The sequence below is a fragment of the Leptospirales bacterium genome (assembly GCA_019694655.1).
Classification (GTDB): domain Bacteria; phylum Spirochaetota; class Leptospiria; order Leptospirales; family Leptonemataceae; genus SSF53.
In genome coordinates, this window is sequence record JAIBBN010000014.1 from 63160 (window position 1) to 85061 (window position 21902).

General features: G+C 57.6%; 17 protein-coding genes and 1 tRNA gene. 13 read left to right on the top strand and 5 right to left on the bottom strand.

The features are described 5' to 3' along the window. Positions 1-18 precede the first annotated feature (18 nt). A complete protein-coding gene (locus tag K1X75_15415; protein ID MBX7059451.1) occupies positions 19-2814 on the bottom strand; it encodes a SpoIIE family protein phosphatase in 2796 nt (931 codons plus the stop codon). A gap of 4 nt (positions 2815-2818) precedes the next feature. Further along, complete coding sequence (locus tag K1X75_15420) at positions 2819-4183, bottom strand: tetratricopeptide repeat protein (GenBank protein ID MBX7059452.1); 1365 nt, start codon at positions 4181-4183, stop codon at positions 2819-2821. Positions 4184-4322: 139 nt separating this feature from the next. On the opposite strand from K1X75_15420, the gene K1X75_15425 reads away from it, so the two are divergent. The 5 genes from K1X75_15425 to K1X75_15445 all read left to right on the top strand — a co-directional run bounded on the left by K1X75_15425 (position 4323) and on the right by K1X75_15445 (position 10110). Further along, positions 4323-4395 (top strand) — tRNA-Ala (locus K1X75_15425). A gap of 70 nt (positions 4396-4465) precedes the next feature. Further along, a complete protein-coding gene (locus tag K1X75_15430; GenBank protein ID MBX7059453.1) occupies positions 4466-5275 on the top strand; it encodes a hypothetical protein in 810 nt (269 codons plus the stop codon). Positions 5276-5306: 31 nt separating this feature from the next. Next, a complete protein-coding gene (locus tag K1X75_15435; GenBank protein ID MBX7059454.1) occupies positions 5307-6287 on the top strand; it encodes a PilZ domain-containing protein in 981 nt (326 codons plus the stop codon). A 498-nt stretch (positions 6288-6785) separates the two neighbouring features. Continuing rightward, entirely contained in the window at positions 6786-8582 is a 1797-nt protein-coding gene (locus K1X75_15440) for a SpoIIE family protein phosphatase (protein ID MBX7059455.1), read from the top strand. A gap of 142 nt (positions 8583-8724) precedes the next feature. Beyond that, positions 8725-10110 (top strand): ammonium transporter, encoded by a 1386-nt coding sequence (locus tag K1X75_15445; protein MBX7059456.1) that lies wholly within the window; start codon positions 8725-8727, stop codon positions 10108-10110. A gap of 25 nt (positions 10111-10135) precedes the next feature. On the opposite strand, the gene K1X75_15450 is transcribed toward K1X75_15445, so the two are convergent. Together K1X75_15450 and K1X75_15455 are read right to left on the bottom strand one after the other, a co-directional pair. Next, positions 10136-11341: an EAL domain-containing protein gene (locus tag K1X75_15450; protein MBX7059457.1), complete on the bottom strand. Its 1206-nt coding sequence runs from the start codon at positions 11339-11341 to the stop codon at positions 10136-10138. A 15-nt stretch (positions 11342-11356) separates the two neighbouring features. Beyond that, positions 11357-12901, bottom strand: a complete 1545-nt coding sequence (locus K1X75_15455) for a putative glycoside hydrolase (GenBank protein MBX7059458.1) — start codon at positions 12899-12901, stop codon at positions 11357-11359. Positions 12902-13090: 189 nt separating this feature from the next. Here K1X75_15455 and lpxA point away from each other — a divergent pair, with 189 nt between their 5' ends. Genes lpxA through K1X75_15475 form a run of 4 tightly spaced genes read left to right on the top strand, consistent with a single transcriptional unit; the run spans position 13091 to position 15480 of the window. After that, on the top strand, positions 13091-13870 hold the full coding sequence (gene lpxA / locus K1X75_15460; protein MBX7059459.1) for an acyl-ACP--UDP-N-acetylglucosamine O-acyltransferase: 780 nt from the start codon (positions 13091-13093) through the stop codon (positions 13868-13870). Positions 13871-13895: 25 nt separating this feature from the next. Next, the gene (locus tag K1X75_15465) at positions 13896-14174 is read left to right on the top strand and encodes a hypothetical protein (protein ID MBX7059460.1); all 279 of its coding nucleotides are present in this window, start codon (positions 13896-13898) and stop codon (positions 14172-14174) included. 7 nt (positions 14175-14181) lie between these two features. Beyond that, positions 14182-14736: a hypothetical protein gene (locus tag K1X75_15470; protein ID MBX7059461.1), complete on the top strand. Its 555-nt coding sequence runs from the start codon at positions 14182-14184 to the stop codon at positions 14734-14736. 6 nt (positions 14737-14742) lie between these two features. Next, entirely contained in the window at positions 14743-15480 is a 738-nt protein-coding gene (locus tag K1X75_15475) for a J domain-containing protein (GenBank protein ID MBX7059462.1), read from the top strand. A gap of 35 nt (positions 15481-15515) precedes the next feature. Here the strand turns inward: K1X75_15475 and K1X75_15480 are convergent, their stop codons facing one another. Next, positions 15516-17852, bottom strand: a complete 2337-nt coding sequence (locus K1X75_15480; GenBank protein ID MBX7059463.1) for a hypothetical protein — start codon at positions 17850-17852, stop codon at positions 15516-15518. 113 nt (positions 17853-17965) lie between these two features. Between K1X75_15480 and K1X75_15485 the strand changes: the two genes are divergently transcribed. The 4 genes from K1X75_15485 to K1X75_15500 form a co-directional block, all read left to right on the top strand. Continuing rightward, the gene (locus K1X75_15485; GenBank protein ID MBX7059464.1) at positions 17966-18712 is read left to right on the top strand and encodes a glycosyltransferase; all 747 of its coding nucleotides are present in this window, start codon (positions 17966-17968) and stop codon (positions 18710-18712) included. Then, positions 18709-20091 carry a hypothetical protein gene (locus K1X75_15490; GenBank protein ID MBX7059465.1) on the top strand — a complete coding sequence of 461 codons (1383 nt, stop codon included), beginning with the start codon at positions 18709-18711 and terminating at the stop codon, positions 20089-20091. The genes K1X75_15485 and K1X75_15490 overlap by 4 nt, the downstream gene beginning before the upstream one ends. 128 nt (positions 20092-20219) lie before the next feature. Continuing rightward, a complete protein-coding gene (locus K1X75_15495) occupies positions 20220-21587 on the top strand; it encodes a serine/threonine-protein phosphatase (protein MBX7059466.1) in 1368 nt (455 codons plus the stop codon). A 51-nt stretch (positions 21588-21638) separates the two neighbouring features. Continuing rightward, positions 21639-21902, top strand: a 264-nt coding sequence (locus tag K1X75_15500; protein MBX7059467.1) for a hypothetical protein, incomplete at its 3' end; no start/stop codon positions are given.

Consider the following 21902-nt stretch of genomic DNA (forward strand, 5'->3'; position numbering starts at 1 on the left):
CTATTCCACCGTCCCAGTTCAGGGTCTGTGTATGTCTTTCTCCATGGCCAGCAGGTTTTCACCGTCTTTTCGCTCGTAGCGAACCTGATCCATGAGCGATCGTATTAAGTAGACGCCAAAACCGCCCTTTCTGCGACCGGAGAGATTCTCGCGAACATCGGGTTCCTGGACCAGATCGGTCTCAAAGGGCCGACCGGAATCGCGAAAATTCATCTTCAATATATGGTTTGATTCAATCTGCAAGTGGCACTCAAACTCCGAGACGCCCTCCGCAAGGTCGCCGTAGGCGTGAACTACAATATTTGTGGCTGCCTCATCGGAGACCAGCAGAATATCATCCAGCAAATCGCCAGAGATACCGTGGCGCAGGCAGATTCGACCGAGCTGATCGCGCAACTCCGGTACGCTGCTTCGGGTGGCTGGAAAATGGAGATTGTAATCTTGAAGGCCGGCTGGCGTGCCGAAAAAGCGCGCGACCAGCATGGTGAAGTCATCGCTCTGCAGACCTTCGCCGCTAAAACGCTGGACCTCGCCATAAATCGAATCAATGATTTCGGCCGGGGCTCGGTCCTGGAGCTTGCGCAGCGCTGTCAAATAGCGGTCCATTCCGTACTCTTCGTGAGAGTCGCTACGCACCGCCTCGATTACGCCGTCGGTATACAACGCCAGCATGTCTCCGGGAGCTACATGGGATTCGCCGCCGGTGTATCGTTGCATATGCGAGGCGCGCACGCCCAGCGGATGGCCGCGACCGCTCAACAACTCAACTTCGCCATTGGCGCGCAATAAGAGCATCTCATTGTGCCCCGCCGATGCATAGCGCAAGCGATTGGCATGAGGCTCATATCGCGCCAGAAACACGGTCACGAACATCCCGGATTGCGATTCTTCATACAGCAAATCATTGGCTCGAGCCAGAATTTGGACAGGATCGCTTTCAGCTCGAATGATTGTCCGCAGGATGGAGCTGGAAATGGCCATGAACAATGCGGCCGGCAGCGACTTCCCCGAGACATCGGCCACGAGTACGGTTACGGCGCCATGAGGTTCATGAACGTGAAAATCAAAAAAGTCGCCGCCGGTAGTGCGGGCCATTTCGGAACGTCCGGCCAGCTCAACCAGCGCATGCTGTGGGAATGCGCCAGGCAGAATGTTGCGCTGGATTCGCGAAGTGATAGCGACTTCCTGCTCCATTGCTCGTTGGGCGGCAATTTGCTGGTTCAGCAGCTGGTTTTCATAGCCGCCGACCATCTGTGCTACAATGGTTGAGAGCAGTTGAAAATCATCTTCCAGGAAGATGCCGAGCGCCGGATCGGCCGCGCAAAATACGCCGTAGGGCTCGCTGCGCAAACTGCCGATCATGGGCAGCAAAATGCAGGTTGCGCTACGGTAGCGGCCGGGCGCGCCCAGTTCGCGCAGCTCGATATTGCCGTTGATGTCCTCAAGAAAGAGCGGTCGACAGCTGTCGAAAACTCGCTGGGCAAGGCCGGGCTGAACCGGTTCCGCTTGACTGAAGCTGCCAATGTTAACGGCCAATCGCAACAGGCCGCTGCTTTCGTCCTTGAGCAAAATGGAAAGTCGTTGAATGTTCATGCTTTCCCGGACGGACTCCAGTGTGCGTCGAAAAAGATCGCCCTCAGCGGAACTGCCCATCATTGCCGCAGCCGCAGCGTGCAGCGCCGAAGTTTCACGGAGCTTGCGTTCCAGCTCGAGGTTCGTACGCTGTAAGTCATCCAGCAGCGTTCGGCGTTGAACAGCGATCGCTACCGAATCGGAAAAGCTTTCAAAAATTTCGAGGTCGCTCCGGGTGAACGAGGAGCGATCAATCGTATTGATGACTTCCAGGACGCCAATGCACTCCTGATCAACCAGCAGCGGCGCTGCCATCAAGTTGCGGGTGATGTTCTGACTGATCTCGTCTGCGCGGCGATAGATCCGCGGATCATTGAGCGCATCATTGACAACTACCGATTTTTTCTCCTGGGCGCAGAGGCCAACAATGCCCTGACCGCGCGGGATGCGCATACCCTGCAGTTCATCGTGCCCCTGGCCGGCGACAATATCGAAATACAGCTCTCCGGTAGCACGATCCATCAAAAACAAACTGGCGCTCTGTGCGCGCAGCACTCGGCGCGCGCTGTAGAGCACGGCCTCAACCAGTTCTTTCAGTTCCCTGGAGGAGTTGATCTGATTGGACACCTCCAGTACGGTATTCAGACGATAGTCCGATTCCTTGATTCGCTGCAGCAGGTGTGTGTTCTCCTGCAGCAGGAGCAGGCTCGACTTGAAGCTCAGAAAGATTTCGCGCGGCGTCCGCCCGGTCACTCCGTTGCGCAGCAAGATGGCGAAGGTTGCGGCAAAGCCCTTGATCAGATTGAAGTCAGCCTCAAAAAACTGATCCAGATAGATCGGTTCGCTCAGGGCGACGACGCCGAGGTCGCCCTCCTGCAAGCTCAGGTAGCCGCACATACTTGGCGCCGCCAGAGCGAAGTTCGCCGGCGCTTCCTGCTTCAGCCGTAGGCCAGAGAGGCCTGCTGGTCCGTAGAGCAGAGAGGCGCGCGATTGCAGCGCTGTTTCGGCCAGCGCTCGTAACGCCGGCGTATCATCGCCCTTGCGGTGCGGTAAGAGATCGCCGTTTTCTGAAAAAAAATAGAAATTTCCGCGCCGCGCCTGGACCATGCGCGTCAATTCCATCAGAGCCAGATCAAGAATCTCGAGGACTTCTGGAAGCCTGCGCACCGCCAGTCGACCGCCGCTGACAGGCTCAAAGAGCGGCCGAAAGGCATGGCTCGCCTGGGCGTCGGGGGCATCCATGGATTCAAGGCGCGATGGCGCGCATCAGCTCCCCGAGTTTGGCGGCGTCAACGATATCAATCGGTCTCGATGAGGCAAAGCTCAGGGCCTGCGGCGATACTTCGCCCGCAGTGATGACTATGCCGCGGGCGGCGTTCTTCTCGCGCATCAACTCATGGAAATCTCGGACCGTCTTTTCCTGCAAGGCTTCCTGATCGCGAAGGATCCAGAATAGAGTATAATTCCGACGCATCTGACGACGGCCGCCCTCATCATCGACCGTTAAAGCTTCCGCCGCAGTATCGTTGCGCAGTCGAAAGGCAGAGATGGAATGCCCCATATTCTCGATCAATTTCCGCGAAAGATTTTCAAATTGTGCGCTGCCGGCGATCACCAGATCCTTTACTGAATCGTCGGTGCGCTGTTCCTGATACTGCTTGAGTTTCTCGCGGACATCGCGAAAACCGGGCTTCAATCGCTCGATCAGCTCCCATTGTTTGATCGCCACCGGCAAATCGCGGCTCTTTTCTGCTGCGGTCGCCAGCAGATAGTTGAGATTGATAAAGGTATCCGTCCCGGCCCGCGCCGTCTTGATGCCGCGATCCAGTTCCTGCATGGCTCGCGGATAGGCCTCCAGATCTATCAGCGTCAGCCCTTTTGCCAGGATTGCCTTGTCGCGAAGTCCCGGATCGCGTTCGGCCTTGTCCAGCTCCTTGAGCGCTGGCTCCAGCTCGCCCAGATACCGCATGGTCAAACCCAGAAAGTAGTGGGCCACTGTTTGGTCGTTCTTGAGATTTACAGCCTGCTGCAAACTGAGCCGGGCATCCTGATGCGCCGATTGGTGGAAGTAAGCCTGACCCAGCAATGCATGTCCGTCCGCAAGGCGCGGATTCAATTCGAGCGCTCGCTTCAGATAGGGAATGGCGCGCTGGTGCATTCCGCCGCGCACCAGAAGTTCTCCGGTCCGATAAAAAGCCTCAACGTCTTTGCTATCGAGCTGCGTTACAATCAGGTATTCGTTCTTGGCTTCTGTCAGGTTTCCGCTTTTTTCCAGCGCCGCTGCCATCGCCTTGCGTACTGCAGCTTCCGTGATTGTCGGCGTCCAGCGCGCGATCTTCAGACATTGCCTGTATTCAAGGATCGCAGCGCCGCCTTCGCCCATGGCGGAGTGGGTCTGAGCCAGAAGGTAGCGCGCCAAAAAGTTGCGATCATCGCGCTCGATGAACTTACGCAATTCGAAGAGCGCCTCGCGATGTGCGCCGCGGCGCACCAGGCGCTCAATGTCTTCGAGCTGGCGCGGGCCGGCCATCGTTCGATAGGCATAGTAGCCGCCAACCGCCAGGAAGAACAGGACGGTCACTGCAATGACGATTTCTATCAGGCCAGGCAAGGCAGAACTGGCATCGCTGCCGCGCCCGCGCTCTACAAGCAGATTACGACAGGGCGCCAGTCGCTTTCTGTTTGACAGCGCCGCTATTCTACAATTTCTTACATCGCTGCAGCCTGCCAGAGGCGGCGCTGCAGCAGACGGGGGCGTAGCTCAGTTGGGAGAGCGTTTGAATGGCATTCAAAAGGTCAGGGGTTCGATTCCCCTCGTCTCCATATTTCCTGTCTGATTCTTTCAATTAGCGCGTCACGTTGACGCGCCGCAAGCCCTGCCCTCTTCTGGCTTGTGGGCGCCCGGGATCAAGCGCTGGTTCAGGTCTGCCTCTTGCCGGAGCCGTGGCGACCGGCCGATGAGGCGCTTCGATTCTGGAACTCGATGCTAGGCGATTTTTGTGAAATCACCTGTTTCGAATTGATCGGCGCTCCGCGTGATCCGGCCCATCCTCCTGGTCAACGACCGGCAGAACGCAATTTGACCCGCCTTTGCTCGCTGTTACAGTCCGATAGACGACCCTGGGCCTTGCTTGCAGAAGGCGCAAGTTCAGCGCTTGCCTTGCGGGCTGCTGCTTTGTGCTCCGAAGAGATTCGCGGAATTGCGATCGTCTCGCCGCAATTTTGCTGCCGGTATCCGCGACTGGCTGCTCTGGCGTCGCACAATCGTTTGCTCTTCTGGTTCTACTGGACGCTGGCCAATCCGGGCGATCGAGCCTGGCATCAGCTGGCGCGTTATCGGCCAGCGCAAAGCGGAAAGACATGGCCCTGGTTGATGGCCTACATTGGCGAACTGCACGGTGCATCGAATCCCCCCTATGTTGCCGGAGTTCGGTCGCCGGCGCTGCTAATAGCCGGAGATCTGGATCCCTTGCGGAGCGCCGCCTCCTGCGAGCAGTTGAACGCCAGCCTGCCCTCCAGTCATTTGCTGCGCACCGCGCACGGCGGCCGATGGCCACAGCGTGAAGATCCGCAGTTGATGCGTTCCGCTCTCAGTCCGTTCTTGCTGCAAGTAACCCGCGAAGCCTGGCCCGCGGTATTGCGACGTCGTTGGCGCGAATTCTGGCGCAGTTTTCGCGGGGTATCTCCTCCGCGAGGCGCTTGAGCGCCGCCAATTTTGCTATGGGAATAGCATCGTGATTCTCAACGAAGAGCGAGTCAACAGCTTCCTGAGCAACGTAGGTCGCGGCTTTCAGCCGCCAGGCGCCGGCGAACTGATTGCATTTGCCGTAGTGGTCCTGATGATCGTTCTGCTTTTTTCGGCGCTGCCGGTTCTGCGACGGCGTGCACAGCGACGTCGCCAGCAAAGCATTGCACGGAGACTATTCGAAGAAGCGGCCGACCGCTTGCGGCTATCGCCCGGCGATCGGGCCTTGATGGCAGAGCTTGCGGCATTCAGCCTGTCCCCGGAAGAAATCCATCTGGCGCTGATTGACCGCGTCGCCTTCGAACGCTGCGCGCGCGATGCGGCCCAGCGTGGCCTGGACCTCTTGCAGATTCTCTTCTTGCGAATTCGAGCGGAGATGCAAGGCCGACAGGAAGGCCAGAGCGTTCGGACGACAGCGGACCTGGCGCCCGGAGTTCAGCTGATCGAAACCGACGGCAAAAGCCGTCTCACCGTGCTCCGCATCTCCGAAGAGGGCTTGTTGTGCGATTTCGATGAACCGCCAGCCACAGGGCGCGATCTGCAATGGCAGTTGGAAAGACCCGATGGGCGATACCGGCTGCGCGCCGCCGTGCTGCGCGTGGAAGAAGGCCTCGCGCTGGTGCAACACAGTACGGGCGTGCGCCGCGAGCAAAAGCGGAACTTTTTCCGTGTGCCGGTCGCTTTGCCAGCACGGCTTCAGCTGCGCTATGGTGAAACGACCGATCTGGGAGGCGGCGGGGCCTGCTTGCAGATTCCCGGACATGAGTTTGCCGCCGGAGAACTCCACGATTTTGAGCTGTTGCTACCGCGAGCTGACCGGGGAGACGAGCGAATCCGTTGCAAGGCGCGCGTTGTAGAAGCCAGTCGCGGCCCGGCGCGCCTGCGTATTCAGTTTCTGGAGCTTCGCGAAGGCTATCGCGATCGAATTGTCCGCTATGTGCTTCGCGAAGCGGAACGTATCCGGCGCTAAAGGCGACTGAGGCGCCGGCGATAAACTCCAGAGACGCCTCCCGGAGGATGGCAGAAGAACAGATAAGCGGGCAGGTCGCCGATGCGACCAGAGTCGGTGTAAAGGATGGCAAACCTTCTCAGGCGGCGACCCGCCCGCACCAGCATCGTAACTACCACATATACGTATAGCAACCCTTTTTCCTGGAATTTTTGCAGCTCTGTAAGCGTCCATGGCGCCACTTTATTAAGCTGATCTAACGCTCGAATAATAGGCGCCGGAAGTCCATTTTTTTAGATATGTCATTTTTATAAGCGAAATCGAGTCCATCGATCTACCACTGCGTATTGAAAGGGCGATTTCAGACATATCTGCCAACCCAATAAACATCTTTTTGCGGCGCAAAAGAATTATGGTGCGCCAGGTACGCCAATTGCTTAAGCAACTATGCCGGTCAGTAACCGGCAGGCAGAAGCCGCGCAGGGGTTCCGAACCGCTGTTTGGGGGCGGAGGGTTGCCATGATCGAGGTCAAGTACGGAAAGCGGAAGGTGGTTAGCTTCCGCGGAAACAAGATGGTCGTCGGCGGTCTGACGGCCAAGAATAAGATCGATATCCTTCTCTATATCAGCAAGGAGTTCGCCAATATCTCCAATCAATCGGAGCTTTTCGACCGCTTGCTGGCGCTCTGCCAGGAGATCTTCGAGGTAGATAACGTAACTCTGCGTCTCTGGGAGAACGAGCTGCTGCGGCCAGTACGCTTTTTGAAGGAAACTTCGCCGCCGCGGCGCGATTTGCACAGCGGCGAGGGCTTTTCGGGGCGCGTCTTTGAGGAGCGCCAGGCGACCATAATTGCTGACCTGCGTTCCGAGCCGGAACTGATCGATGAAGGCGAAAGTACGCTTTGTACGATTTGCGTCCCAATTCTCTACAAAGAGAACATCCTTGGCGTGATTGCCATTGAAAAGGACATTCCCTACTTCTACAAAGAAGACGACCTCGAGATCCTCGAAGCAATGGCCAGCCAGCTGGCTCTGGCGCTTAACGAAGTCCGCCTGATCGAGGGATTGATCGAAGCGCAGAAGCGCATTGATGAAGACCTCAAAATGGGCCGCAATGTGCAGGCTCAAATTGTTACTGCCGATCTGCCGCCGTGGAATGGCATCCACTTCGGCTGCTATTACGAGCCAATGGTAGAGGTCAGCGGCGATTACTTTGATGTAATGCGCAGGGGCCCGTCCACGACGCTGCTGCTGGCCGATGTCTCCGGGCACGGGGTATCCGCAGCGTTGGTCACCGTCACAATCCACCATGAGTTTCGACGCTGCGTGGAACAGGGCATGGGACTGCCCGAAATCATGGAGGCCCTTGGCGAGTCCATTCGCCCCAAGCTACCGGAGGGCACCTATTTCACGGCGCAGATCGTTCGCGTCTATAATGATCAGACCTATTCGATGGTCAACGCCGGCCATCATCGCCTGCTGCACTACGTGGCTGAAGATGCCGACTTCCGTCAAATCGACACAGCTGGCATTCCTCTGGGTATCATGGAGTCGCGCCGTGCAGACTATCCGGAGGCTTTTGGCCGACTGGCCCCTGGCGACATGTTGGTCATGTACACCGATGGACTGACCGAACAGCGCGACCGCGAAGGGCGAGAGCTTGGCTATGAAAAGCCGGTGGCCTGGCTGCGAGAGGCCCGCCTGGCGGCGCAACAGAGCGGCGCAGCCTATGACGCCCGCGATATCTGTCGCGCCCTCATTGAACGCTGGAAAGATCATGTCAAGGGCGCGCCGCGCGGCGATGACGTAACCGTGCTGCTGGCGATGGTCAATCCTGGTTACAATGAAGCGGCGGAACTCTTTCGCAAGTCGCGCACCAGCATCGCCCAGAAAAACCCGCACCGAGCCTTTACCTACTCCACGCAGGCTTATCAACAGGAGCCCTCCTTGCTGGACAATCTGTTGCTGCTGGCGCGGATGTACTACCGCGAAGCCGACTACAACTCAGCGTCGCGCTATCTGCGCGAATACGTAGAGTCCAGCGGCGAACGAAGCGCTCAGATCTTTTTCATGCTCGGAAATGTGTACTACAAGGGCGGCGACGTAGCGGCCGCCAAACGCGAATTCAAACAATCGCTCTCCGTCGATTTTGCCTACAGCGATTCCAGTCTGATGCTGGCTCGCTGCTACCTGAAGGAGAGCCAAAACGCCAAGGCGTTGAAAATTCTGCGACAGGCCTGCAAGGCCGCGCCTGCCAATGAGCAATTGCGCGCCGCCCTGGCCAATGTCGAAAAAAGGGGCGTTCTGTCTGCCTGAAACAACGGCGAGGTTCCGTGCGTCCCCCTCGCGCGGGACCTCGCCGGGCAGCCGGAAGGAGGACTGGATGAACATGCGTGACATTCGCCGCAAATGGAAGCAACGGACCGGGCAATTGGCCTGCGCCTTGATCTCGTCAGCAATGCTGATCAGCGCCTCCGCGCTATTTGCCGAAGACGAGGCGCCGGACGCCGAGCAGGCGTTGCGTACAGAACTGCAATCGCTGCATAGCGCGCTGGATGAGCAGAAAAAGGAAATCGAAGCAGCCCGCAAAGAGAGCGATATGGCCTGGACGATCATCGCCGGCGTGCTGGTCTTCTTCATGCAGGCCGGCTTCGCTTACGTCGAAGCTGGCTTCATACGGGTAAAGAACGTCGTCAACATACTGGCCAAGAATGTCATCGATTTTGTACTGGGGACGATCTTCTTCACCTTGATCGGTTTTGCGATCATGTTTGGTCCGCAGATGCTGAGCGGCATTGGCATAGGCGCGCCGCAATTGGGCAGCGATTTGCTCTGGACCGACGGCAAACCTGACACCGAAAAGTTTACGTTTCTTTTCTTTCAACTGGTCTTCTGCGGTACTGCGGCCACCATCGTGTCCGGCGCCATGGCCGAGCGCACCAAATTTACCAGCTACATCGTCTATACGATGCTGATCTCGGCCTTCGTCTATCCAGTATTTGGCAGCCTGGCGTGGTCATCGCTGTACCCTGGCGGCGCAGAAAACAAAGGCCTGCTGGCCAACATGGGCTTTATCGATTTTGCCGGATCAACCGTGGTGCACAGCATTGGCGGATGGATTGGACTGGCCGGAGCAATTGTCCTCGGACCGCGAATTGGCAAATTTCAGAAGGATGGCCGGATCCTGCCAATCTTCGGGCACAATATCTCCATGGCCACTCTCGGCGTTTTCATCCTCTGGTTTGGATGGTTTGGCTTCAATCCCGGCAGCACTCTTTCAGTACGCGGCGGACATTTCGCGACCATTGCCGTAACCACCAACATGGCAGCGGCGACAGGCGGACTGGCGGCGATGATCACTTCATGGATTCTGTTCCGTCGTCCGGATTTGAGTATGGTATTAAACGGAATTCTGGGCGGTCTGGTAGCAATTACTTCGCCTTGCTTTAACGTCAGCGTGTTTGGAGCTGCCACAATCGGACTGGTTGCCGGCATTGTCGTGGTGCTCAGCGTAATCTTCTTCGACAAAATCCATATCGACGATCCAGTGGGCGCCGTTTCTGTCCATGGCGTCTGCGGCGCCTGGGGAACGCTTTCCGCCGGGTTATTTGCGCATCCGGACTTTGGCGATGGAGTTGCAGGATTGTTTTATGGCGGCGGCTGGAAGCAGGTCGGCGTGCAGGCGATTGGCATAGGCGTGGCCTTCGCCTGGGCATTCGGCGTCGGCTTGCTCTTGTTTTTGCTGATGAAATACACAATTGGTCTGCGTGTCAGCGAAGAGGAAGAAGTGGAAGGTCTGGATGTGATTGAGCACGGAAACGAGGCCTATCCCGAACACGGTTGATGGAGGAGCTATCCTCCATCGCCATTTAATGCTCGGCGTCGAAGTCCAGGAAAATGTACAGGTCGGAACCCAGCGGGTAGGAGAAGGTCAGCGTGTGGCGGCGCGTCTCGAAATCGACGTAGCGATTGGAGACTACGCCGCGCTGCACAGCGCGCATGCGCACCACATTGGGAAAGAAATAGGGACGCCAGGCCCAGTTTTTTCCTCGATATTCAGGATAGAATTTGAATTGGTCGCCGCTGGTTCGGGTAAAGTTGGATGAGCGTTGAATGCCAAGTCCGTCGCAAATAAACGCTCGAAAACACTGCGGCGGGAGGAAAGCCGCAATACGACTGAGCGCCTCGTCCAGATTGGATCGCACAAATACCTGCTCGCGTGCAATTACCAGCGCCAGATAGCGATTCATGCTGTCTTCAATTCGCAGCGTGCTCTCGCTTTTCAACATCGCGCGATAAGTGATATTGTTCAACCCCAGGCGGATGCGTCCCTGGTGAACGTCCGGCGCTTGAAAATCCTCGCGAGCCTCTGAGAAAAAGAAGCCCTGTACCAGAGAGCCCCCTGCTTCAATGGAATTCTCCAGTTCCACAAGCGTTTCGACGCCCTCAAATAGCACGGCAACGCCCAGCTCCTGCGAAAACTCTCCTATGTAGCGAATCAAGCGGCGATACTCGGCGCTTTCCACGCTCTTACGAATCAATCGAATATCGACTTTGACGAAATCCGGACGCAGACTGATCAATCGATCAAAGTTCGGGTAGCTGAAATCATCTATGGCAATCTTCATGCCGCGTTCGCGATAGCGATCCAGCAATCGGTTTAGCAAATCGAAGTCTTCGTGACGAATCTCCTCTTCGATGATTTCAATGACTACCTGCTCGGCAGGGAAGCCAGTTTCGTCTATGATTTGTAAGGTGGGAAAGTCCAGCTCTTCGGCGTAACGAGCGCTGATCCAGCTGGGATGAATGTTCAGAAATAGACGTTCGCTGATGTTCGCTTCGCGGGCGCGCTGGAGGGACAGGCTGCGCAGCCGACGATCTAGATTGAGCTTTTCTTCGCGCGTGCGGTCAGCGCTGGAAAAGAAGGCGCCCAGACTGCGTTGCTCATCGCCAACGCGCAATCGCGCCAGAGCCTCGTAGCCGAAAATCCGGCCGTCCGCCACAGAGATGATCGGTTGAAAAAATGGCTGCAGCGCGCCGGGCTGTTCCAGAAGAAATTCGGCCGGGGCGCGCATAGTTGAAACCTGGCTTCAGCCTCCCGGGACCGCTTCCTGCGGGCTCGCGGAACGCTGCGTTGTCAACGATTCTCCGTGGCGCAGCGCGCTGTAAACCATATCATAGTCGTTTCCTGCATTCCACATCATCCAACCGCGGCCGCCAGCGGCGCTGCTGCCGGCAATCTGCTGGCGAATGTACTCTTCATTGTAGCGCGTAACTCGCCACTTGAAGGCCTGCACCCAGGGACGAATTACAATGCCCGATCGCGCTCGATCCTTGAAGCGCTGTACTCCCTCATTGTAAAAACGAAACGGTTCGTCGGCGGGGTTCGCAATTCCCCCCCAGCCGCGATGAAAATGCGAAGGGTAGAGCATCGGCGAAAGAATGTCTACGAAGCGTGACAGACGCTCGATTCTCTGCCCCGTCGATTTGACGTCGACCTCTTCGCCCCAGGCCACAATTCCGAAGATGTCAATGGACAGACGCGTATTCGAGGCCCGTGTCAACAACCAGGCCCCGGCCAGAAAGCGCGCCAGAAAGCCGGTCTTATCGTGAGGAGATTGAACTCCATGGTAGGAGACGCCGGACAGATTTCCTTCCGCCGGGTAGCGCACGTAGTCGAACTGGATCTCGTCAACTCCGAGTCCTATCAGTTCCTGAACGAGGCCAAGATTGTAGCTGCGCACTTCCTCCTGGCCTGGATCAACCCACAGCGGTCGACCTTTTACCAGCAAGATGCCGCCAGCAGCGTTGCGATCGTGGATAGCGAGGTCGGGCCTCTGTGTTGCCAAATTCTGATCTTGAAAAAGCGCGGTTCGCGCGATGACAAACATTCCATTTTCGTGGAGATAACGGATTGTCTTCTGAATGTTGCGGATCGGCGGATCGTAGCGACGGTAGCGCTCGATATTGGGCGCTGCACTGCGGTAGTTGACAACGCCAATCACGTCTTTGACATCGAAAACGACGCCGTTGGCGCCGATCGATCGTAAGCGGCGCACTTCGGCGGCCAGACGCGAGGGACGCATATTGTCGCCGGAGAGATATACCGCACGCACTGGTTCCGCGACCACATCGCCAATCGGCGCATTTTGAAGAGGCGCAAGCAACGGCGCCGGGATCTGAACCTCCGCGCCAACCTTGCAAGTTGCAGCCTGGAAGGCGCCGCGGTTGTCGGCAATGAGCCGCTGCTGGAGTTCCTCGCGATCAAAGATAGCGCTGAAGTCGTAAAGACGCGAACTCATCCTGGAGGCCGCTTCTTTGCCCTGGCAGGTATAGATCAGCGCCGGGCCTTGCCGCCGCAGTCCTGTCGGGAGAGCTGCCGGCGCCTGAGATGGCTGAGACAGCCTGCTATCAGCTGCGACCGCCTGCCCGGGCCACTGCACTTGCAACCAGGCTCGTTGCTCTACGGCCCAGATTGCGCCAGCCGCGCCAATCGCAATTGTGGTCCACAGTGCGGCGCGGCGCCAGCGAACCGAGCCCGCCGGGCTCGGTGCAATTCTAGAAAGGGCCCAGGCATCGATCCGGGATTCCAGGAGGCGCAGCAGAGCCGTTGCCAGATTTTGCAGGGTCTTCATACCTTACCCCAGTGCGGCAAATCTGCCGCATGGACAACTTTTGTGCAGTGCATCATAAGGCAAGCTAAAAACAGTTCAAGGGTTTTCGATTGCCCTGCGCGGCAGCCCTGGGCCACAGGAATGCCACGCGAGACGAGGACGGCCTGAAACGGGCGCTCCTGGCTCGAGAATTTTAAGCAAGGCAGCGATGTGAAGATTCATCCGACAGCAATCATCCACCCGGAGGCAAAGTTAGCGGACAGCGTTGAGGTTGGGCCCTATTCAATGATCGACGCCGACGTCGAGATTGGCGAGGACTGTTTCATAGATTCCCACGTTCGCATCTATGCCAACGCAAAGATCGGCCGCAGCAATCGCTTCTCGACCGGCGCCGTAGTCAATTGCGAGCCACAGGATTTGAGCGTCGCCCCGGGCTCGCCGCGCTACCTGGTCATTGGCGATCATAATATCTTTCGCGAACATACCAACATCCACGGGTCTGCAAAGCCGGACCATGCCACTCGAATTGGAAATCACAACTATTTCATGGGACTGTTTCATGTGGGTCACGATTGCATCATTGGCGATCACAACATCCTGACCCATGGCGCAGTAATTGCCGGTCACGTAACGGTCGGCAGCCACGCTTTTATTTCAGGTCAAGTCGCGGTTCATCAGTTTTGCCGAATCGGGGACTATGCAATGATAGGCGGCTGCGCCAAAATTGTAAATGATTGCCCGCCCTTCGCGACAACCGATGGCAATCCGGCCGCTGTAGTTGGACTGAATGTGATTGGATTGCGCCGCGGCGGCTTTTCAGCGGAGCAGCGCGCCGCAATCAAAGCGGCTTACAAGGTCATCTATCACAGTGGATTGAACCGCAGCCAGGGCGTCGCGGAATTAAAAAAGAACGGTTCGAAGCTGCCAGAAGTCGAAATGATCATCAAATTCTTTGAGGAAAGCGAACGGGGCGTGGAAAATCATCGATGATAGACGCGTCCGCAGGAGGGTTGCGATGGCTACGGAAGGTGGAATGCAAGAACGCGAGGCGGCGGCGCAGTTGCGCGAAAGCCTGCAGATTCTCCGGCAAGACGCGGCTGAACTGCAGCAAAAGGCGGCGGCCACTCTAAAGGAGTTTAAGGAGAAGCTGCCGCAGTACAAGGATGCGGCCAACGAGGCGATCGATCAAGTTGGCGACTATGTGCGACAGAATCCGCAAAAAGCGGCAATCATTGCGGCCGGCGTAGGCGTGGGCGTGGGAGTGATACTTGGACTCCTGATGCGCAATCGTTGATGGTATCGTGAGCGAGGCCTCCGATCGTCGCCGGCGCACAAGCGCGAGACGCGCTGGCCGTCGGAAGCGGAGCGGGGCGGACCGGGTGGGCCGCGCCGCTTCTAAGAAGAACACCGCTTCGCAGGACGCTGGCGGCGTAGCAGAGGACCATCAGCGGGAAGAGGAATCCAGGCGGCGGGAACGCATGCGCTGGACCTACTATCCGCTTTTTGATGCGCTGTTGCTTCTGTTGCTACGCCCGGCGCGATTTGCCGAAGCGCTGGCCGGCTACTTGCGGGAGGAGGCGCGCTATCGTAGCGCGCTGGCCTTGCGCTCTGCAGCCTGGTTTTTCCTGGCGGCGCTTTTTCTTGGAGGCGCCGCAATATTCGCGCTCTACGCCGGCTTCAGACTGACCGAAACTCTAATTGGAAATACGACGGCGGCGGCCGGCGTCTGGGCCGGCGCTGCCGTATTGCTGGCGGGATTGTTTGTCTATCGCGCAGTTCGCCTTGCTGCGCGATTGTTTGAGGCGGACCCGCAGCGGCCAAACATCCGCGACTACCACAATCCCTACGAACCTTGAGTACCGATGGATCGCTACCGCGACTACTGCAATGCATTGGGCGTAGGACCCGGCGATAACGCTGAGACCGTCAAACGCGCATTCCGGACGCGAATCAAGGCGCTCCATCCCGATGTGACGCGCAACGCAAAGGATGAAAAGCAAGCGCGCTTTCTGATTGAGGCTTACGAAGCATTCAAGCAAGGCGTACCGGTCCCGGAGCAGCCGCGCGTCGTTCGTCGACCGGCTGCCGAGCAGGGCGTACCCATGGACGCCTACCAGCGCGGCCGCACGCAAGGTCGCGAGGCCTTCGAGCGCGCCATGAACGGGGAAGGATTCCTCAAAGATGTTTTCGTCAATCTCTCCGGAAGGGTATTCGTAGACGATCCCGAGGACGAGCCGGGCGACGCCGCCGCCAGCAGCGGGTCTGCAAGCTACGCCAGAAACGGCTTCGAACGCACGACACAGTCTGACCTTGATGATATTCTGCGTGGCGAATTCTCCGGCGCCACGGAATCGCTTTCTGAAAGTCGCGAATTTTTTCAGCGCGCAGAAGCGGCGCTACGTAATACAGTAGAAAAATTCGAACGCCGCGAGAATCGCTTTCGCCGCCAATGGTCTCGCGACTACATTGCGGACCTGACTCGCGTGCAGGTGCTATTTCGCGATGTAGCCCGCCAGCATTCAACTTTTTCCGTTCGGTCCCTATCGCGGGTGCGGCAGATTCACGAGTTGATTGCTGAAATCCGCAAAGCGGCGCGTTGAGCGATCCGCTTCAGCTAAGCGCTGAAGGCTTACCGCTATTGCCAGTCCAGGCGGTAGTCGAAGCTGGCCTCACTGAAATTCAACGGCACATCAAACTCAAAAAATCGTGCGCTGCGGTCTTCGCCGTTCAAAGGAGTTTCTCTCCCCTCGAATTGCTTTCCGCGCAGCGACATTACCCGAAATTGCGGCGGCAGGCGCAACCGAAGCTGCTGGAAGGGCGGCGTGTACTTCTTCCGTACAATTTGCGTTGAGATCAAAATATTTCCGCTGCGATCCTGCTCTCCGCGGAAAGCCTGTTCATAGAGATCGACGCCGCTCTGGACGCTGACCCCGTCATCGAGGCGCACTCTGCCCTCCATTGCTTTTGCCGGATAGCATTCAAGGATCAAACCGCCAGCTACGGATTCAACTGCATTGCGCGCCACAGAGCAACAGGGGAGAATGGCGCCAGCTCGAACAAACAGCGGATAGTAGCCTGGTCGCACCGAAAGTTCAAGGACCTGCGCGCCTGCATAGCGCTCCATTGATTCAAACTCATACCATTCGCCTGGCGGCAGAGCTACGCGGCGCAGCCGGGCGCCCTTCTCCAGCACGGGCGCTGCAAGCAAGTCCGTGCCGAGCATGAATTGCGTATCGGCCTCCGTATCGCGCATTTCTGGATAATGGTAGAAGAGCGGGCGAACCAACGGCGCCCCGCTAAGATGCATCTCCCAGGCCAGAGAATAGATGTACGGCAACAGTCGGTAACGACGGTGCATGTGTTTGCGTGAATTCTCCAGAACGTCCGGGCCAAAGCTCCAGGGCTCCTGAGCGTGCGAGTAAAGTGCAGTATGGACTCGAAAGAACGGCATCAGGGCGCCAAGCTCCATCCAGCGACTGAAGAGCTCTGGATTCTTAATCAGCTTAATCGCTTTGAGGACTCCCTGAAAGGGATGCCCGCCGGAAAACCCGCCAACGTCTGCGCCACAAAAGGGGGCGCCGGAGAGGCCAAGGTTCACGATCATGTTCAGATTCTGGCGAAGGTGATCCCAGCTGGAATGATTGTCGCCAGTCCAAACGGCCGCATATTTCTGAATGCCAGTAAAAGCAGAACGCGTCAGTACAAAGGGACGCAGTCCCGTATGGCGGGCAAAGGATTCATTGGTTGCCTGACATTCAAGGTTCGCATAGGTATTACGCACAAGCGACTGACCGTCGGCCTGCAGCACGTCCTGATGGAGTGGATCGTATTTCTTTCCCATCCAGAGCACGGGATCATTCATGTCGTTCCAGATCCCGCTGACTCCCGCCGCAAACAACGCACCGTGTTCTTCGGACCACCAACGGCGAACCGCAGGCTGCGTGAAATCGGGGAACGCTGTCCTGCCGGGCCAAACCTTGCCTATGAATGGCGTCTGTTCGCTGCTCAAACAGAAGGCGCCGGCCTCCGCGCCGCGTTGGTAGACGCCATAGTCCGACTGCTGGGCGACGCCCGGATCAACAATGGCCACTGTACGTACGCCCATTTCGCTCAACTTGCGGTGCATCTCGACCGGATCCGGAAAGTTGCGCGGGTGCCAGGTGAACACGCGGTAGCGATCCATATAGTCAATGTCCAGATGTATCGCATCCAGCGGCAGCTGCAGTTCGCGAAACCTGCGGGCAATTTGCAAAACCCTTTCCGCGCTACGATAGGACCATCGTGATTGGTGAAAACCGAGCGACCAGAGGGGCGGCAAGAAGGGCTTTCCGCTCAATTCTGCCACACGCTGCACAATGGAGGGCAACTCGCCTTCGATGACAAAAAAATCAAAACCGGCAAGCGCTGGCGGCTGCAGGGGTTGCAGATAGATGCCAGGCCCATCTGGATGAGCCGGATCGCTGCGTACTTGAACCTGCGATGGCGTAGTCAGGTTCAGAAGCACGCACAGGAAGCTGTTGTCTTTGCGGCGAATTAGAAAAATCGGAAAAGAACTGTAGGACGCGCCTTTGATACTGTAGAACAGCGTATCCAGATTCAACAATTGAAAACTCTGTTCATTGCGCAACAAGGCGCCGGTCGCAGCGCCAAACCCATGAACCCGGTCGTGTTCATGGAGCCGAACGCTGAAACTTGCCGGCTGATAGGCGCCTGTCTGCAGGCTGCCCGCCAGCAGTTCTCCCCGGTTGCCGAGAATGGAAAATAGTCCAGTCGCCGGATCACATAGAAAGCGCATCGACTTACGACGCGCTCGAAACATGCCCTGGCTGTCGCGATGAACCGCCAGTCGATCGACTCGCAGCTGCGAATTCAGAAAATCGACTGGCGGAAATCGATCGAGAGTTTCAGCGACGACGGAGATTCGGTAGACTCGCTCCGCATATACTCCGACCAGAACTGACAATGCTTGCATGGCGAGCTGCAAGCGCACTGCGGCGGGCCAGAGTCCTGGGGGCAACCAATTTGAACTGCCTCAATCCGGAAAAACGGAGTCGCCCTGCAGACCGATCGACGGAGGTTTGTAGAATGACCGGGCAGGACAGGCTGGTAATCATCCCGGCGCACAACGAGGAACAGACCATTCGCGAAGTGGTTGAGCGCAGCCTCGCCTACGCTGACGTCTCTGTTACGGACGATGGCAGTCGAGATCAGACGGGGCGGATACTTGCAGAATTGCAGGCCGAATGCCGGGCCGGCAAACATCCCAATGCCCTCCATGTCATCATTCACGAGAAGGCGACGCATATTCCGCAAGGTCTCCAAGATGGCTTTCGCTGGGGGGTGGCCCAGAACTATCGCTGGTTTGTTACTATGGATGCGGGACTCTCGCATGATCCAGATGCCCTCCCCGGTTTCTTTGACTACTCGGACGAATTCGATGTTGTAATCGGGCAACGTGCACAGCTCGAAAATGTGCCAGCCTATCGCCGTCTGATCAGCTGGTCCGCAGCCCGGATCGTCAACTATGCGCTGACTGATTCCTTACTGGCCTTTCGCGGCCCCGGTCTGCGCGATTGCACCAGCGGCTTTCGCCGTTATTCGCGCCGCGCAGCAGAGACGATTGCTGACGCTCTGCTGCAATCGAAGGCCTTTGATTTTCATATGGAAGCGCTGGCACTTTGCGTGCGAGCAGGTCTGACGGCCGGCGAGCATCCTATCCGCTATGTATTCTCCAATTCTTCTTTCAACAGCCGCGTTTTGCGGCAGGCCATGAAGTTCGGACTGCATCTTCTGGCCACCAAAGGCCGCCGGACAGCGCCTGGCAAAGCATGAGCCTGGCCGACTACCAGCGTCGCTTACGCCGCATCGGCGCCAGACTATCGGCCTGGCCGGCGCCGCGCTGGGGGATTTGCCTGCTGGTCTTCTATGGCGTCCTGGCCACAGCTCAAATTGCACGCTATCATTTCAATCCAGGCGCTCTGTTGCACTTCGGCCACTACTATGTTTCCCAGAATGAGGCAATTACTCCGCCCGGCGCCACGCGCTTCATCGGCAATGAGGCCAATGGCGGAAATGGCTACGACGGGCAGATATTCTATTACTATGCGCGCACTCTGCTGATATCAGGAAAGTGGCCCAATGGTTTTAGTTTCGCCTATCGCGCGCCTCGAGTCGGCTATCCGTTGCTTGCAGCGCCGTTTGCTTTGCTCGCCCCGCTTTCGGAATCGCTGGCATCCTGGGCTACAGCCCTGGCCTTGCCCTTGATCCAGGCGCTTTTGCTCTCTGCAGCCGCCAGCAGCCTGTGCCGCATGCTCCCCGCGGATCAACGCTGGAGCGCTTTGTTATTCATTCTGTCTCCCTTTTTGCTGCTTTCTTTTCTGCTTTCGGTCAGCGATGGCGTTGCAGTCTCCATGAGCCTGCTTGGTTTCGCCGCCTACCGACGGGCGCTTGGTTGGCCGCTGCAAACGCAGCGGCCCTTTGAGTTTTGGCCGCGCCAGCTGCCGGCGGCGAGGCTGTTACTCAGCTGGCTGTGTTTCTCACTGGCCATTCTGGCTAAGGAATCGGCGCTCTTTTTTCTTTTTCCCCTTGGGCTTGCCGCGCTGTGGAGCCGGCGAACAGCCGCCATGGCGCCTGTTGCACTGGCCCTCGCGCCGGCGCTGCTATGGCAACTGTACCTGCGTTCGGTGCAGGGGATGGCGCCGGCCGGCATCCTCGCGATATTTCTGGCGCCCCTGGACGGAATGCGCGGCATGCTTGCCGAATCGAGCGACCTGCTATGCACCTTCTTTAGCCACCCTGGATCAGAGGAAGCTCTAGCACTGGCAAAGCAATCAGCAAAATGGTTATTGTTTCTATATTTTCTAACTTCGCTGCTGGCGGCTCTTAGCGGTCGCTGGAAAGAAGGCTGGCCTTTTCGACTGGCCTTGCTCTTCACATTGCTGAGCATCGCCATCGCTGATTACTACTATTTCTGGAGCGTTTTTGACAACGTCGCACGGATGTTTGCTTTTACCACGCCGGCCTTGTTGCTTCTGGCGGCAGAGTCGCCACGATCGCGGACGCGGCCGGCGATGGTGATTCTTGGCGTTCTAAGTGTATTCGTAGCGCTGCGCGTTGCCGTGCTGAGCCCCAGGCTGCCGGCGGACGCTTTTGAGCCGTACGCAGGGCCCGGCTACGCAGCCCAGCGCCATCTGCCGCCTGGCGCCTGGTAGCGGCGCTGAACCGGCAGGCGCAAACCTGTCGCCACTGGGCCAGCGAACTGCCTGCAAACAGAAATCCATCTCGTACAGTGTCGCCTTTTTTGGTTGCGAAAGCTTGCGCCGACCCCCTACACTGTGCAGTGCCTCGCTGGCTTCGCGATCTGGTAAGCGCTGTTCTCTGGCGCGGAACCTGGACCTATCTTCAAGGTCCGCTATGGATTCTTCTGGCGCTCCTTGCCATTTACTTTTTTGATCAGAGAGCGCCGCAGATTCCAATTGTAAGTCTGGTCGTCTGGTTCATCTACTACCTTACCCTGCTATTACTTGGCAGCTACATGGTAATCAGCGCTCGGTGGAATTTCATTCGCTGGGCTAAAGTCATTCCGACCTTGACCGTTCCCTTAATGGTCTACTATGGCTATCTCTCGGTTGCTCTGCGCGAATATGCGCCGCTTGTAATTGTACTTCTGGTTTTGCCCTCCGGTCTGCCGCTTATGCCGGTATTGGCTCGATTCTTCTGGCCGCTATGGGCCGCCGCCTATGCCGCTGGGCTTCTTGGCGGCGCTCTGCTGATGGCGCCTGGGCAACCGGCCGTATGGTACATCCTGGTAGGCGCCGCCGTCGGTATCTTCCACTTCTGGTTGTTGCAGACCTCGGACCACGGCAAGAGCATGAACCGACGCCTGAGCAAACATCTGGGCGACGTGCGCAAAGCGCGCAATCGGATCAGCGAACTGAATGAAGAACTCAAGCTTCGCAATCGGCGTATCGAGGGCGACTTGGAAATGGCCCGCCGCGTGCAGGAGGGCATCCTGCCTGCGCAGGACGAACTGCCCACAGACCCTCGCCTTTCCATCGCGGCGCGCTATCTGGCGCTGGATAGCGTGGGCGGCGATTTTTACGATGCAGTTCAACTTGGGTCATCGCGCTTCGGGTTCCTGGTGGCGGACGTCAGCGGACATGGGGTGGCCGCAGCGCTGGTCGCAGGCATGGCGCGCGTCATATTTGCCCGCGTTCTTCAGGATGAAGCTCCTTCCAGAACGCTGGCGCGTTTCAACAGCGAGTTGTATCGTTTCATCGGGGCGCAAACTCTCTACATCACTGCCGCCTACTGCATCGCCGACTTGACGCAGGGCATTGTAGAATGCGCACTCGCCGGTCACCCGCCTCCTTACCTGCTCCGTCGTCGCGAACACACGCTTGTTGAGCTGGCCTCGGAGGGCGGCTTTTTTCTGGGAGTTGAGCCACATTTTGAATTTCCAACAAGCGTCCATGAACTCCGCGAAGGCGACAGATTGTTGCTTTATAGCGATGGCTTGAGCGAAGTTCGTCGGGATAGCGCCTACTACGGAAGCGTGCGATTGCCGGAGTTTTTTCTGTCCGGCGCGGAACAGTCTCCCGCTGAACTCCTGAACGGAATGCTGGAAGACGTTCGCCGTTTTGCAGAACCGCGCGACCTTGAGGACGATATCACGTTGCTGGCCGTCGACTTTGCCGCTCCGCATTGAGAGTGCAGGCTCCGCGCTTGACAATGCTGGCATCGCAGGCCTGGATCGACCATGGTTCGCACTTCGATTTTCCGGCGCCTTGCCGCAGCATTCTTGCTGGTCTTTGCAGCGCCGTTTTTTGCGCAGGTTTCGCCTGCGGAGGACACAGACCTGTGGACGCGGCTTGATATTCAGGAAGCCTTCGTCAGTCGCCGCACGACCATTGATTTTCGCGACGCCTTTGGTTCGCCGGAGTTTGGCTGGAAAATTGCGAGCGAAGGACGCATCCTGGCCCGAGGAGAACTCTACAGTACCCTTTACTATCCCCTGGCGCCG